A 15,751-nucleotide genomic window follows, 5' to 3' on the forward strand; every position below is an offset into this window, starting at 1 on the left:
CAATCCTCTAAGTTAAATTTTTTTTACTTACAATCAGAATATCAGTTTTAAGTAAAATTTTCAATCACTTTTTTTACTTAAAATATCTGTTATCCTTATAAGTAAAATTTTTTGTCATAAATTATTCCCTTTCTTTTAATTCAATTTCTACCTCTCCATATCTTGATACCACAATTTTTTCCACCATAGTATCCACAAGTTCTTTCGTGATTTTGCTACCACCTGCGAAATTGGGTAGCTCATTTGCAGGTTTGGAAATACTCTCTTTTTCCAATTCCTGCTCTAACTTTTGTTTTTTCAGCAAGAGATTTTGTTTTTCCTGTAAATATTCCTCCTTCGATAGCTCTTTCTTTTTATATTTTTCATATTCTTTTTGCAGGCTGCTGTTTATATCCTCAATCTCTTTGATATAATTTTGATTTACTTTTGTATCAAGTGCAGGGTTTTCTTTACTCGTCAGAGCAGGGGCATTCTTCAACCGTTTCAACACAGCTTCTTCCAAAGTTTGTTCTTTTATATTATTACTTCTTTTATTCTCTTTGCAATATAGACAATAATAGCGCTTATACCGATATACGCCTTTTTTTAATTGATAGCTTTCTCCTCTATAGTACATCGAGCTTCCACATTCTTTACAGAATACTTTTCTTTTGAATATTGGAATAAACTCATCTGTAGCTTCTTTTCGATGATTAAAATTTTCACCTCTCCTTTGTTTTTTTATCTCCTGCACTTTTAGAAAGATTTCTTTGGATATAATTGCTTCATGCGTGTTTTCTACTCTTTTCCACTCTTCTTTGGGCAGCCTTTCCACTTTTCGTCCGCCTATATGGGTTTCTTTCAGTTTATTATACACATAATCTCCGGTATATAGCTCCATACCGGTCATCTGGGTAATTGTCATTCCCTGCCACATTCTCTTTTTTACTTCCGTTCCGGTTTTTAAACTCTTCTCATAGCTTATGATTCCCAGCTCTTCTTTTCTTCCGGAGCGGGTAATATATCCTTTTTCATTAAATATTCCTGCTATTTGTCTGCAAGAATATCCTTGCAAGATAAGTTCAAAGGCTTCTTTTACAATAAATGCCGTCTTTTCATCTATGATAATACGGTGTTTATTATTCGGGTCTTTCAGGTAGCCGAACGGTGCCAAGCCATTCGTGTTTTTTCCTTGCGATTTTAGCTCTTGAGAGATACCCCTTATTTTTTGGGATAATTCTTTTGAATAGAAATCATATAACAGGCTTTTAAACTGGGTATCAATTTCTGTTCCGTTATTTCTTTCTTTTGAGCTGTCATAAGCATCATTGATAGCAATAAACCGAATGCCCATAAATGGAAAGATATTCTCTAAATAGTTTCCCATTTCGATATAATCTCTTGAAAATCTGGACATATCCTTTACGATAATGCTGTCTATCTGATTGTTTTTTAAGTCCTCAAGCAATCTTTGGTATGCCGGTCTGTTCGGATTGGTGCCTGAAAATCCGTCATCTACATATTCCGATACTTCATATCCTGTTAAATCGTTATGCTCTTTTATATAACTTTTGATATATTCCCTTTGGTTATGAATGCTTTCACTTTCTCCTTCTTTTTGATAATCCTCTATGGATAATCTTAGATAAATAGCTAATTTACTCATAACCAAGCCCTCCTAACAGCTCCATTTCTTCTACTATATCGAACTTAAAGTGTATTATCACTTTTCTATCCTTTGATATGGTAATAAAATCAATGATTTTACGGATAAACTCCTCGTCTATACTGTCCGTATCCTTAGACTTTATATCAAACAGACTGTTGATAAAACATTCAAGCTCTCTTCTTTTTTGTTTTGCTGTTTTTTGCTTTTCAAGATATATCCCACTTTCTTTTTCAACAGAACAAATTTGCCTTTGAATATCAGCTTTTTCTTTTTGGTAATTTTCTAATAAAAGCTCTCCTTTCACGTATTCTTCATATTTCCTTTGAAGCTCTGATAATTTATGCTCTTTCTTTCCTTGAAGCTTTTTAAGCTTATTTTCCATATCTTTTAATTGGCATTTGTAAAAATATTCCAGCTTATTCTTCCAGTCGTCTTTTGGGCTTAAACTGCCGATGCTCTCTTTTACAGTGTGAAACAGGATTTTGTCAATTTCACTTTCCCGTATCTTGCAGTGTACTTTACTTTCAAACAGACAGTCTTCTCCCCTGCAAAAGAAATAATATTCATTGGAAATATTTCTGTACCGCATTTTTAATAACCGCCCGCAGTGTTTACATATCAAAAGGCCTTTGTATTTATTATCTGCTGTTTCGGTCTTTGTATATAAATTGTATTTTTCTCTTTGAATATTCCCTTTTTCTTTTCTAAGATTTTGAACTTCAAAGAATGTTTCTTTATCAATAATCGCTTCATGCGTATCTTCCACTTTAACCCATTCTTCTACAGGCTTATATGCTCCTTTTTCTTTTCGGACGCTTTTTTTCTCGTGCATCCCCTGTACCATATTTCCGATATAGACTTCATTTTCAAAAAACTGTCCAATCGCACCGGGATTCCATTGTTTTTTATTATCCGGACTTCTTAAAACTTCTCCGGTTTTCATATACTGCCATGGGGTTGTGTACTTTTTCGTCAGCTCTCTTGCAATTTCTACCTGAGATGCTCCTTTGCAGGCTAAGTCAAACATAAGCTCTACCACTTCCCTTACCTTTTCATCTGCAATTAAGACTCTTCCCTTATCTTTTCTCACCGCCTTATAGCCGTAAGGGGCAAAAGTTCCTATAAAGTACCCCTGCTTCATCTTTGCCTGCTTGGTGCTGCTTACCTTTTTGGAAATATCTTTCGCATACAGGTCATTGATGATATTTTTGATTGTAACTTCAAAGGATTTTTTATCATCTTCTTTATTTTCGGTGTCAAAATGATCGTTTACCGATATGAAACGAACCCCCAAGAACGGAAATACTTTTTCGATGTAGTTTCCTATCTCCAAGTATTCCCTTCCGAATCTGGATAAGTCTTTTACAAGAATACAGTTGATTTTTCTTTCCTTAATGTCTGCCATCATTTCATGAAAAGCCGGTCTTTGAAAATTGGTTCCGGTATATTCATAGTCCTGATAGACTTTCGCGATACGGATTCCTTTTTCTTTGGCTTCCTTGATACAAAGTTCTTCCTGCATGGCAAGGGAATTGCTTTTATCCCTGTATTCTTCTTTTCTCTCCTGCGATAGTCTTGTATAAATTCCTGCCTGATAGAAAGTAGGGCTTTTTTTCGTTTTCTCCTGTGCAGTGGACAGTTCATATCTCTTTTTTGTTCTAGCCATGGCAAACCTCACTTCCTACAGCTTTTTGAGTTGTTACAAACTGTAATGATGTTTGCTGCTTATAGCCTTGAGAGAATTGTTCCTTATCTTTTTTATCTTTTATCCCTGTTTTATCTGTTATGTTTTTTTCTTCACTATTACTTGCCATAGCTTCCAACAGGGCGACTTCTTCCTGATGATTAAAAATGACTTCAATTTCTTTGTTTTCTCCTACAAGGATTTTATCAATTAGCATAACAATGGAAAGCCTGTCCGGTTTTGTGAGTGCCTTATATTTTTTGATGTCTATCAGCCAGCTCTCATTATTTTTAATTCTCTCTTTGACCGTTTCCTGTTTTTTCTTCCTGCATTCAATATTTTCATTCAGCTTTGTAATTTGCTCCAAGTAACTGGCACGAAACATCTGATATTCTTCTTTGGAAATAATATCTTCTTCCAAATCTGCATATAGGGAGGACAATAGATTTTGTGTCATTTCTTTTTCTCTTTCAAGTATCCCTATATGAGTGTCTGTAATATTTTTGGAAACATCAATCTCTTTAATTTTTTGATACAAATTTTCGTGAAATATCAGGTAATGGTCAAAAATGCCTGCCATTATTTCTTCCAAATCTTCGTTTTTAATGCTGTGTCTTGTGCAGGATTTTTCTTTGTTGTACTTTGAGCAGATATAAAACACCTGCTCTTTTTCTTTATATTTGACAACCCTTCTTACAAGCGGAGAGTTGCAGTCTTTACAAAACAGCATTCCGCCAAAAAGGTCTGTCTTTTTCTCTTTTGTATTATAAAAATCTCTTTTTAACATACGGTTTGCAATGTAAAATACTTCTTTACTGATGATTCCTTCGTGGGTATCTTCCACCTTAACCCAATCTCTTTTGTCTTTTTCAATTTGTTTCTTATTTTTGTAATTGATTGTGGCACTTTTGCCTTGCAGCATGGTACCGATATATACTTCATTTTCGATGATTCGGTTAATGGACTTAGCCGACCAGTTTCTTCCCTTTTTTACCTTAAATCCGCCTTTATAGTTTAGTCCTTGCTTTTCCTTGTATACTTTAGGAGAATCTATCCCTAAATCATTTAATTCCTCTGCAATGGCTTTAGAAGAATAGCCTTTTAGTTTCATATCGAAGATACTTTTGATAATATCCCTGACATTTTCATCTGCGATCAGCTTATTCTTATTTTCCTGCGATTTCTTGTAGCCGTAGGGTGCAAAAGAGCCGATGTACTCTCCTTTTTCTCTTTTAATCTTCTGTGAGCTTTTTATCTTATTGGATATATCTCTGGCATAGCTGTCATTGATAAAGTTTCTAATCGGCAAGATCAGGTTACTATCACTCATATCCGCATTTTTGCTGTCGTAGTTGTCATTGATGGAGATGAATCTGATATGAAGCTGCGGAAATATTTTTTGAATATACTTTCCGGCTCCGATATAATCTCTTCCGAATCTGGACAGGTCTTTTACAAGGATGATGTCAAATGCCCTGTCTTTTTTGCTGATTTCCTCCAACATATTTTTTAGTGCCGGTCTGTCATAGTTTGTGCCAGAATATCCGTCATCTGCATATTCCTTGACAAGCTCGATTTCATTGTTTTTTGCATAGCTTTGTATCAACTCTCTTTGATTGGTAATTGAGTTGCTTTCGCTATTCATACCGTCATCTTTTGATAGCCTTAAATACATACAAGCCTTATTTTTAAACATAAAAAAGCCTCCTTCAATTTGATTTATACAATAAACCAAACAAAGGTTAGGCTTCCACGCACTTATTATACCGCTCCTTAAAAATGATTGCAATACCGATTTTTAAGCTGAAGCTTCTGCTTTTTCGTTAATTTCCTCTATTTTCCGTCAGTTTCCGTTATTTTCCGTTATATCTTTCTTTTTATTATGATTTAATATCATGTTACAAAAAGTTTTTCTTTGATATATGCGTCAATTAAGGATTCTAAGTGAAGTCCGCTATCGGAAAATCTTACGGTTACGGTATATCCCTCTATTTGATTTATCTTCTGCTTATCTTTATATGGCAGTCCCATTCCTGCTTTCTTTTTTGTGGGATTTCTGTTATTTTCTTTCATAAGAAATTTCTCCTTCCATTTTCTTTAAGTTTTATGACATTAACAGGTGTCTTGGCTGACAACATAGGAATTTCACCTCCGCCCCTTTTCCAGATGAGCCGGCAATCAACTGTAGATGTATCATTATCCCCATTTATATCTTCGCACATAGGCTGCCACACCTATTTTTTACCTTGCAATTTGTCGCTCACTTTCTTTTATCCTCTGCATTTGCAAGTATTCATTAAAACCGAGATTTTAACGGATATATCCGTTTGCTATGATACATCTTTTCTCAGCAGAAAGGTCTTGGCGTTTTAAGATAGGTTGCTCCATAAATGGTTAACGTCCTGTTTTGGTCTATGAAATTGTCAAAGAACAACGCTCTTATATTTCAAAAGAATATATTCAATTTTTCCAAGGTAAAATTTTCCCCCTATATATAAACCTTACTTTCAGAAGTGCTTTTAACACTTTTTTTGAAAATTTTATTTTTAAGAGAACAAAAGGCAAGGAGCATAAATCTCTTTGCCTTCCCCACAAAAACTACCTGTCCAACATATCTCTCAACTTTCTTAAAATCTTATCTCTAATACGGCTGATCTTCATCAGATTGGTATCATGTGTATTTGCAATATCTTTGAGTGTCTTTTCTTCAAAGTAGATTGCATAAATCAATTCTTTCTCTCCATCATTTAACTTTCCCAGTGCTTTATACAGATCCTCAATCCTCATCTTTGTTTCAATGATTTTTTCAATATCCACATGTTCATCTGCAATGGAATTTAAATCGAGCTTATAGTCCTCAAATCCATAAACCTTATGCTTTCTGCTTTGTCTATTTAAATGAGCTTCGTGATTTAATTCTTTTTTATATGCCTTATACACCTCGTCAGATACCTTTATCTTCTTACCTCTGACATAAATGTATTTGTTCTCATCTGTCATTTGCAAAATCCTCCTTATTGTTCAAACCTTTGCAATTCCTGTTTTGAACAAAAAAAGGAGGACCTCGGCATTTTGACATGCGAAATCCTCTTTGATGTAAACAATGAAAAGTTCTTTGATTTTTATTATATTCTGTTATTGACGAAAGTTTTCCAATCACATTCAAAAGTTTATTGCGCACCTCAACTTGTTTACGGTTTTGCTCAAGAAGCAAATAATCAATCTTGCCGGATTTTCCGCCTGTGGCGGGTCGTATAAGAAAATTATCAGGTTCTGCCGCAATGTGATTTTTTTATGTAATAGGGAATTTCAGAGAAATTCTCTATTACATAAAAAAATAGCGGCTATCCCTGCACCTGTGTGCAAAAACAGCCGCTAATGCGTTTAGCTAATTTATGTTAGGAATAAATCCCGTAGAACGCCTTTTTTACTATCGCTATTTTTCTTTCCTCACTCCTTTACTGTCGATCTCGTATCCGTCTATTTTGGTATTTACCGCAAGTGTGCCGTCGGGATAGAAGTAATACCATTTTCCGTCTATCTTTACCCATTTGCCGGATTCGAGCAGTCCTTCCTTATTCAGATAGTAGATTTTTTCTTCTCCGTCTGTTTTTAAGTGAAGCCAGCCTTTATGTGCCTTAGCTCCGTCATAGTATCTCCAGCGGTTTCCGTCTTTGACCCAGCCTGTTTGAAGCACTCCGCTTTCATCAAAGAAATATACCATGCCGTTAAGGGTCTGTTTGCCGGTCATAGCTTTGCCGTCTTTGTAGCAGTGGTATTTTCCGGCATCGTCTATGGCAAATCCTTGTGCCGTTTCGGGTGTAATCGTCAGCTTAATATAGCGGCCGAGCATTGCAGATACTTCCGCACGGGTAGCAGTTCCTTTCGGATTGAATCTGTTTCCCTCTACGCCCATCATAATTCCTGATTGCTGCATAGCTGTAACTGCCTCTTTATATTCGCTTCCTATGTTTTCTTTATCTGCATAGATGTTTGCCTGACGATTTACGGGAATATGATAGCCTGTCGCCTTTGCATATCTTTCAAAAATGACTGCCATTTCTTCTCTTGTTATGCTTTTATCCGGTGCAAATGTTCCGTCTCCGATTCCGTAAACAATGCCCTTGCTGTACGCCCATTCGATATATGGTCTGTATGGGCTGTCCTTTTGCACATCGGAAAAACTGTTTGTATCGTAATTTTTACCATTTACTCCGGCAAGTCTGCCAAGTGTCGCTACCAGCATTCCTCTTGTCATGTTCTCATCCGGTGAAAATGTGGTTTTCGTGCTTCCGGTAATAAGCCCTCTGCCTGCCACATAGTCGATAAAGTCTTTCGCCCAGTGGTTTTTGATGTCATCAAATCTTTCAGAAGGTGCGGTGTAGCCTACGCCGTATACGGATAAATGATTGGTCTTAAATATCACCGAGCTGCTGTTTACATCATATGCGGAATCCTCTATTTTGGAAGCTTTTTCTTTTTCGTCCACATACACTGCATACAGTCCGCCGATTGCTTCCTTTTTCTCTGCCTTATAGGAAAGAAAGACGGTTGCCGTGCCGTTTCCAAAAGCGGTTATTTTCTTGCCGTTTCCACTTCTTAGACTGATGTCATAGACCGGTCTTTTGCCAATGAGTTTTTCGGCTGCTTTGGAAAGTTTTTTAACAGGAATGACATTTACTGTAACATTTCCACTGCTTTGCTTTTGGATTTCAAACATGGCGTTTTTATCAAATACCACTTTTGCAAAAGAGCCGTTTACAGTAAGGTGTTTTACTTCACCACTTACCATTTTTTCCAAAGTACTTTCAGAAAGGTGCATTTGTACTTTATCTGTGCCTTTCGGCATAGTCATATTTATTTCAAGGGCTATTCCGTTTGCTTCCTTACCTTTTTTCTTTGCTTCTTCTTTTGCTTTTTTTATGGCTTTTTCGGTCGTCTTTTCGGAAAGTTTCGCCGTTGCTGTTTTGTCCTCTCCTTTTTTGGCTTTGACAGTGATTTCCGCTATTGTCGGTAAATCCGGTGCTTTTTCGGTTTTTATGCTTATACTGCTGTCGTCGTCTTTCGGATCGCTGCTGTCATATCCATACGAGGAACCGCTGCTGTTTGACCGGTAAGTTGCTGTTACTTTAACATCTTTTGCAGGCATTACAAAGTCGGTTTCTTTTTCTAATGGTTTGGCAAAAACGACTCCGTCAGGGCTTGTCCAGCCGCTAAAGGTATAGCCGGACTTGTCAAGTGCCTTGATATGAACGGTCTGTCCGTCAAGGTATCTGCCGCTGCCGCTTCCATTTATGACTTCTGCTTCGTAGAGCTTCTCTACGATTGTCAGTTCTCCCTTTTGGTAGGTGATTTCATAGTTGCCTGTTACCTCTGCCTCTGCTGTATTTTTCACCGTACCGCCATTTACTATGATCTCATATTTTCCGTTAGTGCCTGTATTTGCGGCAGTTGTCGTAAAAGTTGGATTTATCAAGGTATCTCCGTTTACAAGCCCCTCTGCCGTACTTGTAAAGGTTGGCATCGGGTCATTCCTTGCAATCATTTTGTCATCGGCTCTTACTATCAGCTTTTTCTTGGCTATGGTAATGCTGATACTACTGCTTGCTTCATTGTAGTTAGCATCTGCTGCTTTTACGGCTGTTATCTCTACGGTTCCGGCTCCTATTATTTTTGCAGTATCGCCGGCAATGAAAAGCACGCCGTTATTTGCAGATACGCTGTAGCTTACCGCTCCGTTTCCGCTGCCGCCTGTTGTGGTCAGCTTAAATTCGCTATCGCCGTAAGTCTTTTGAGGTATTGCTGTAATTGCAAAGCCTGTTTGATTTCCTTTCTTTACTTTTACTTCTATTGTTCTTGTTTTTTCCTCAATATTATAGTTTTTTAATGCCGTAGCATTTGGCTTAAATACCACATCATAGCCTGTATTATCTATCGTAGGAATGGTACTGCCGTCTTTCCACGCAAATGTTCCATACTGGGTGCTTCCACCTGTAAGCGTGCTTTCGGATAATGCTTGTCCGTAGGTCAATTCACTTGCCGTAGGGAAAGCAATCGCAGGTTCATCGCCTTTGGCTATGGTTATATCAAGGGTCGCGCTTGTTTCGTTGTAGTTATTGCCGCCGGCTTTTACTGCCGTAACGGTTACCGTACCGACTCCGACGATTTTTGCCGTGTCGCCGGTTATTTCCAGTATGCCGTTACCCATAGGCACGCTGTAGCTGACCGCTCCGTTTCCGCTGCCGCCTGTTGTTTCCAGTGTAAAATCCGCATCGCCGTATTTTTTATCAGTAACACTCTTAATACTAAGTGCCGTCTGATTTGCTTTTTTTATTTCAAAGCCTGCTTTCGCAGTAGCACCATTATAATTTTCTGTTTCTGCTATCGTTGCCTTAACCCGGTATTTACCTGCATTTTTAGGCACTCCGCCCTCGCTGTTTGAAAGGCTGTTCGCCGCTGTGGTCTTAGTCGTGCAATTTTCATCGGTAAAGTATTCGTATGTTACCGCACCGTTTCCTTTATTTCCTGTAACAGTCGGTGCATTTGGGCTTGCTTTATAAGTCCAGCCGGTAATCGCCACTGTCGGCGTGATTGATACTTTGGCAATTGATACATTGACATTGCCCTTAGCATTCGTGTAATCATAGTTGGCATTTGTTCCTGCGACTTTGTAATATACACTATAAGAGCCTGCATTCTCTTTTTTCGGTATCGTTTCGCTATAAGTTCCCGTTTCGCTTAGACTGTACTGCATTTTTCCTATAGCAGAATCTACTATGCCGGCAGTGATAAGCGCTTGCGCCTCACCTGTATAGGCAAGACCTGTTTTTGGGGTTGGTGCGGTAAAGGATACCGTCGCCTTTTTGATTGCAAAGCCGGCTTTTGCCGTCACCGCTTTATAGCGTGGGGTTTCGGCAAAGGTTGCCTGCACCCAGTAATTGCCTGCGTTTTTCGGTACGCCGCCTGTGCTTTCTGCACCGCTATTTTCCGTCGTGGTCTTTATCGTGCAAGCCTCATCGGTAAAATAGGTGTAGCTGACGTTAGCCGTGCCATTGGTCGTGCTGGTCGGCACAGGGGCTTTGGCACTTTCCCCATAAGTCCAGCCTTCAATCGCTACGCTTCCACTGCCCTCTTGCTTTTCTGCCAAAGTAAATACCGCATGGGCAGTTCCAAAATAGTTTGCGGTATTGGTTGTAACCGAGCCTACATATATGCCCTGATCTGTTTCTACTTTGGTAACGGTTGTATTCTCCGGCAGCCAGAGATAAAGCTTGCCCTCATCATCGGTGTGCATATGGTTAATACCGTAAGAGCCGGCTCCGGTCAAGGCGGTTACATATGCCTGTTTGGCAAGGGTCGCCCCCTCACCTAAGGTAATAGTTGAACAATATACTTTGGCAGAACCGTTGGTTGGATGATCATGAACAGAGAGGCTGGAAAAGCCATGATTCATAGAATGGATACTGCCACCTGTAATAGTTACCTTTGCATCCTTTCCTGTCAGTCCGCCGTAGAGTTGAGCGTTTTCGCATATGCCCTCTACGGTGCCTCCTGTATAATATACGACAAAATCAGAACCATTTTTTGCATGTCCAATCGCCATATTATCATGGCTCGCTTTGGCATAGATGGTTCCGCCCTCAATATACAAATTTCCACAATCACCTGACCCTATCCCGTTACTATTAGCCCCTGTTGCAATCGCTATTAGTTTCCCTTTTCCTGAGATGGTCAGCTTACCGAATGTTTGTTTGCGTACAGCCGGTGTATTTCCCTTATCAGAGGTAAATGTATTCCTTCCTTCTAAAATCAGCCGACAATCTCCGATATTATTAGAGAAAGTTAGTCCTGATACGCCCTGTTGGGGAGCGGAAACGGTCAGGTCTTTAATTGTCAGGGTAATTCTTGAATTTTCTTTTATTTTGATACAGTCTGTAGTGGAGGATACGCCGGACTTCATTGATATGGTTGCTTTGCCAGCGCCTGACAGTTCAAGCTCATGCCTGCTCTCATCAAAGCGATATGTGCAGGTCGCATCACTGATGATAAAATCACCTGCCTCGGCTCCACTTGGCGCTACCTCCTTACATTTAAAGTCTACGCATACATCGTAGTCCGACATTATAAATTGATAGTTGTTGTCAGTAATCTTTGTAAAGGCAGTGCTGATATCCTGCGGATTGGTGACAGGGTCTGTCGCCTTGCGCAGTGCCATACCCGATACTTTCCAGCCAGCTTCTGTAACATAGGACAGCTTCACCGTATCGCCGACTGTCAAATTAGCTGTCGGGTTGAAACTTACGCTTTCAATATGGGTCTGTTCTCCTGCACTTACTGTGCGGATTTTGGGGGCATTTAGATAGACTGTAACATTTTCTGCCGGCATTGTAAAACTGTATAGTTTATCAGTTATCTTTGTGAAATCTGAGGATACCTCTCTCGGTGCAGGGGGAAGAGTTGTTCCTTTATACAAGCACATCCCCTTAAACAAATATCCGCTCTCTACTCCACTAAAAGACAAATAGACCGTATCCCCTGCGGATAAGCCTGTGGTCTGGCTAAGCTTCCCCCCTTGAACATGCTCCGCTTTCATATTTGCTGTCAATGTACCTGTGCCTGTAGTGCCTATCCTAAAGACTGCCTGTGCGTCATTATCATTATCTACCGCTTTTACCACACCTGTATAGTCCTGTCCGCCACAGTGAACACTGGTTATTATCTGATTCTGAGCAGGAGACAACCAGAGATACAGCTCTCCATTGGGCAGGGTCTTGGTATCTTGCAGATAGACAGTTTCACCGTTAAACATGGTATAACTTGTAACCGTCTGTCCTTCCCCTGCACCTAACAAAGTTATCTTTGCTCTATAGACATAGGCATAGCCATTTCTTGGTCTTGTCCTGTCAAAATCCGTATCCACATTGCCGCCGTTTATTTTAACATTTACAGCTGTCTTATGCTGCGTATCTCCTATGCCATCCGCATAATAAGAAATAGGACCAAAATAGTTCTGATGTCTTGTCACAATTGTGCCGCCGTTTACAATAACATTTCCCTCTGCATCTAGGTAGGGTACTTTATTGAAACTCATCCCGATAGGGGCACTCTGTACACAGGTCGCCTCTATTTTGCCGCCGTTGATGGTGATATTGCCACAATTGTTATATCCGCCGATACAGGGTCCTGATACATAAGTACTGCTTTCCAAAGCACCATAATTCTCTAGTTTTAATATTCCGCCATCTATCGTAATATCTCCCGAATGGTGTTCTTTCCAGCCACCGATAACGGCATTTTCATAAGCTGAGCTCGCTGTCAGCACACCGGTGCTTGCTTCGCTAACGGTAAGCTTTGCCCCTTCCGGCACCCAGATGGCAGGCACTGTAAACTTTGCTCCTTGACCGGCAGTTATGTGGATAATCCTCGGGGTCAGGGTATTCTCTCCCTCAAGGGTAAGATTACATTCAGCATCTTTCATCACATTCATTGGCGGAATCAACTTCATGGGGAATATCTTTGTGTTTCTTAAGGTGAGATTTGCTTCTACCCCCTCAGGTATAACAATGGCACCGCCTTTTCCGTCCGGCGTGCCGTCTGCGTCTTTAAACTGAGTGGCATCGCCCTCAATCACCATGGCTTTCGAGGTTAAAATATGAAGCATATACTTTTTTCCAACCGGTTCTTTAACAACAGTGTCACCATTCAGATAATAAGCGTAATCTTCCCATTTATAGTCTACGCCTTCCGTTCCGCCGGTTACGGTTAGAGGATGTTGGCTATCTGTGACGGCAATCTCGTGTACCACACCATTTATCGTGACTTTCATCCACTCTTTGGTGTCAAAAGCCTGATGTGCTGTAATCAGCCACTTGTTGTCGGCGGTTTTTTCGGCGGAAAAGAGGGCGCTATTGCTGACAGAGACTGCTGTCACCTCGCCACTAAGACCCACTTTTGCCAAAATCTCGGATAAATTGATTGTACTATCTCCAAGAAGGACATACTGCATATTCCCATAAGTGAACTCGACGGTATAAAAAGAAAAGCCGTCTGTTTTGGCACTGACTTCTTCCCCTTCTACCTCGGTCTCAAGCTTTTCTGCTTGACTGGCCTCATCCACATGGTAGATGTCTGCACTTAGGTTTTGGTTTTTTGCCTCTTCCATCTGAAAGCTGACAGACACCTCGCCCTTTGTCGTATCGGGTTGCACTTCATTGCCCTCATGGTCTAATACCGAAATATCAAAGGTATAAGAGACGGCGACTTTTCTGTCTCCTTCTCTTTTGTCCTCGACGGCTTCTTTGACCTTTTCTTCCTCTAAATTACTTACTTTCCTGACTTTTAATGTCTTCGCGTCCTTAAATACGCCGTCGTTAGCCTTGACGGAAATCTTAACACCGTCTACAACTGCTGAGGCTTCAAAGGCTGTTTTGGCAGTTTCCTTGTTCTTAATAGCCACATGAATCTTAGGAAGCTCGACATCTGCTGCTATGGAGTATTCCTCCGGGATAACCGGCTCAAATATGAAGCTGTCTCCTGCATTTTCGGATGAAAAGACCGATTTGCTGCTGTTTTCCTCGTCTATCTCCCATCTTACATTTTGGAGAGTTACATCTTTTAATGTAGTTTCTTTTATCACTTCATTTTCATCGCTGTTTTTTGCCGGCTCTACTGCTGATGTATCAGATTTTTCTGCTTCTACCGATTCTTCTGCCGATGTATTATCTTTTGCCGGTTCTGCTGTTTCCTCTACATCTGCTTTTACAGAGTTTTCCGCTTCTTCCTCTTTTGTTTCTACTAAAGGAAGCTCGCTTTGTGTTGCTTTGGGAAGCACTTTATCCTTGCTCATACTGTTTTTATCTACAAGGGCAGTTTCTTCCACTAAGATTTGCAAGGTATCGGGAAATGTTACTGCCGATAAGTCCTCACCTTGCCGGATTTCCTGTTCCCGCACGCCGTCAGGTAGGGAAGAAAAGGCGATAATTTCCTTTTCGCTATCCCCTCTTGTATCGCCTGACATGGCAAAAGTATTCACCCCCGAATAGGTCAAAGTCAATACCATACACAGGGTAAAAGAAAGCAGACGGGTCGGCAGACTTCTCCTGTTTTGATACATTCTTCGCCTTTTGTTATTTTCCATATTTTTTCATCTCCTATCTTAAATATTACAGCTAATTGATACAGGATTGCTACGGCTTACGCTTCTCGCAATCCTTGCAACAATATTCAAACTAAACCAAAATATAGTTCAGCCAATCTGTTTTTTTGCACGCAAAAACGCCGCATCCTGAATCGAATGATTCAGAAAATGCAGCGTTTACCCTGATCTATATGGAATTGTAGTGTAAAAATAGACGCAATTATCCCTGTGCTGTGCTGTGCTGTGCTGTGAAAATTCTATTCTTACTTGCCATGGATGTCAACTCCTTTTCTACATAATTTGTCTATTCTATTTAAAACATAAAATTGAAAATTATACAAGAAAAGCGGCATGAGTTGCAATCAAAACGGCACGAGATGACAAATTAATCTTCATTAAGCGGAATGGCGATATTGACATAAAATTCCTGTTCGTCATGGGAAAACTCCACTTGCCCGTTGTATTTCTCCACTGTGGATTTGATAGAGGCAATCCCAAGACCTCTGCCGTTTCTTTTTGTGGAATAATATTCTCCGCTTTTCCTCTTTATATTTCCGTCAAAGCCGTTGGTTTCCACAATATAGAGCCAACAGCCTCCGTGTGTCGTCATAGTGAGTTCAATAAAACGCTCTTTGTCGTCAGCATTTTTCGCGGCATCTATCGCATTTTCTAAAAGGTTGCCAATCATCGTACACAGCTCAACATCGGAAAGTATCTGCCATTTATCAATGTCAATGCTGAAACTGACATCTATTCCCTCGTTTTTTGCCTGTGCCGCATAAAAATTCAAAACGGCATTTACGGCATTGTTTTTGGTATAGATAAGCGTTTCGTTTGTCGGAAGCTCTCTCATATAGTCTGCAAGGTAGGCATTGACGGCATCTGTATTGCCCAATTCTGCCATATTTTTTAAGGTTATCAGTATCTGTCTGAAATCATGTCTTGCCCTTGCAGAGTCATGAATATATTTCATCTGGGTATCGTATTGCTTTTCCTGTATTTTCAGGATTTTTCTTTCCTGCTCGGACTTTGCCGCATCCAGCAATATACTTACAATGAAATAAAACACGACATTCATGACCATCCAGATAAAAAAGACAATCGAAAGGATAATCCGTACTACCGTTCCGACCCTGTTTACATAAAAGGTTTCGTATTTTAGCGGACGCATAAAAAGATTAATCATCAAGATAGAGCCTGAAAAGGGAAGTGTCATAAGATATACCCTTGCAATATGCAGTCGTTCCACCAGTTTACTCCCATATTTTCCAAAGAAAAATCC

The 15,751-nt window shown here is 39.8% G+C and carries 8 protein-coding genes; all 8 read right to left on the reverse strand.

Features of this window, described 5'->3' with window-relative positions; all coding sequences use genetic code 11:
• Nucleotides 1-121: 121 nt before the first annotated feature.
• The 8 genes from HMPREF9629_RS03185 to HMPREF9629_RS03215 all read right to left on the reverse strand — a co-directional run bounded on the left by HMPREF9629_RS03185 (nucleotide 122) and on the right by HMPREF9629_RS03215 (nucleotide 15,718).
• Nucleotides 122-1,645, reverse strand: coding sequence for a recombinase family protein (locus tag HMPREF9629_RS03185; RefSeq protein WP_009524890.1), 1,524 nt, complete (start codon nucleotides 1,643-1,645; stop codon nucleotides 122-124).
• Entirely contained in the window at nucleotides 1,638-3,314 is a 1,677-nt protein-coding gene (locus HMPREF9629_RS03190; protein ID WP_009524891.1) for a recombinase family protein, read from the reverse strand. The genes HMPREF9629_RS03185 and HMPREF9629_RS03190 overlap by 8 nt, the downstream gene beginning before the upstream one ends.
• Complete coding sequence (locus HMPREF9629_RS03195; RefSeq protein ID WP_009524892.1) at nucleotides 3,307-5,028, reverse strand: recombinase family protein; 1,722 nt, start codon at nucleotides 5,026-5,028, stop codon at nucleotides 3,307-3,309. The genes HMPREF9629_RS03190 and HMPREF9629_RS03195 overlap by 8 nt, the downstream gene beginning before the upstream one ends.
• A 197-nt stretch (nucleotides 5,029-5,225) precedes the next feature.
• Complete coding sequence (locus tag HMPREF9629_RS03200) at nucleotides 5,226-5,405, reverse strand: hypothetical protein (RefSeq protein WP_009524893.1); 180 nt, start codon at nucleotides 5,403-5,405, stop codon at nucleotides 5,226-5,228.
• Nucleotides 5,402-5,554, reverse strand: coding sequence for a hypothetical protein (locus HMPREF9629_RS11875; RefSeq protein ID WP_009524894.1), 153 nt, complete (start codon nucleotides 5,552-5,554; stop codon nucleotides 5,402-5,404). The genes HMPREF9629_RS03200 and HMPREF9629_RS11875 overlap by 4 nt, the downstream gene beginning before the upstream one ends.
• Nucleotides 5,555-5,930: 376 nt before the next feature.
• The gene (locus tag HMPREF9629_RS03205) at nucleotides 5,931-6,332 is read right to left on the reverse strand and encodes a sigma factor-like helix-turn-helix DNA-binding protein (RefSeq protein WP_009524895.1); all 402 of its coding nucleotides are present in this window, start codon (nucleotides 6,330-6,332) and stop codon (nucleotides 5,931-5,933) included.
• Nucleotides 6,333-6,768: 436 nt separating this feature from the next.
• Nucleotides 6,769-14,349, reverse strand: a complete 7,581-nt coding sequence (locus HMPREF9629_RS12730) for an S-layer homology domain-containing protein (RefSeq protein ID WP_242822006.1) — start codon at nucleotides 14,347-14,349, stop codon at nucleotides 6,769-6,771.
• Between the two features lie 505 nt (nucleotides 14,350-14,854).
• Complete coding sequence (locus HMPREF9629_RS03215) at nucleotides 14,855-15,718, reverse strand: sensor histidine kinase (protein ID WP_242822004.1); 864 nt, start codon at nucleotides 15,716-15,718, stop codon at nucleotides 14,855-14,857.
• Nucleotides 15,719-15,751: the final 33 nt, after the last annotated feature.

Origin of the sequence: Peptoanaerobacter stomatis (assembly GCF_000238115.1) — a bacterium.
In the GTDB taxonomy this organism is placed as follows: Bacteria; Bacillota; Clostridia; order Peptostreptococcales; family Filifactoraceae; genus Peptoanaerobacter; species Peptoanaerobacter stomatis.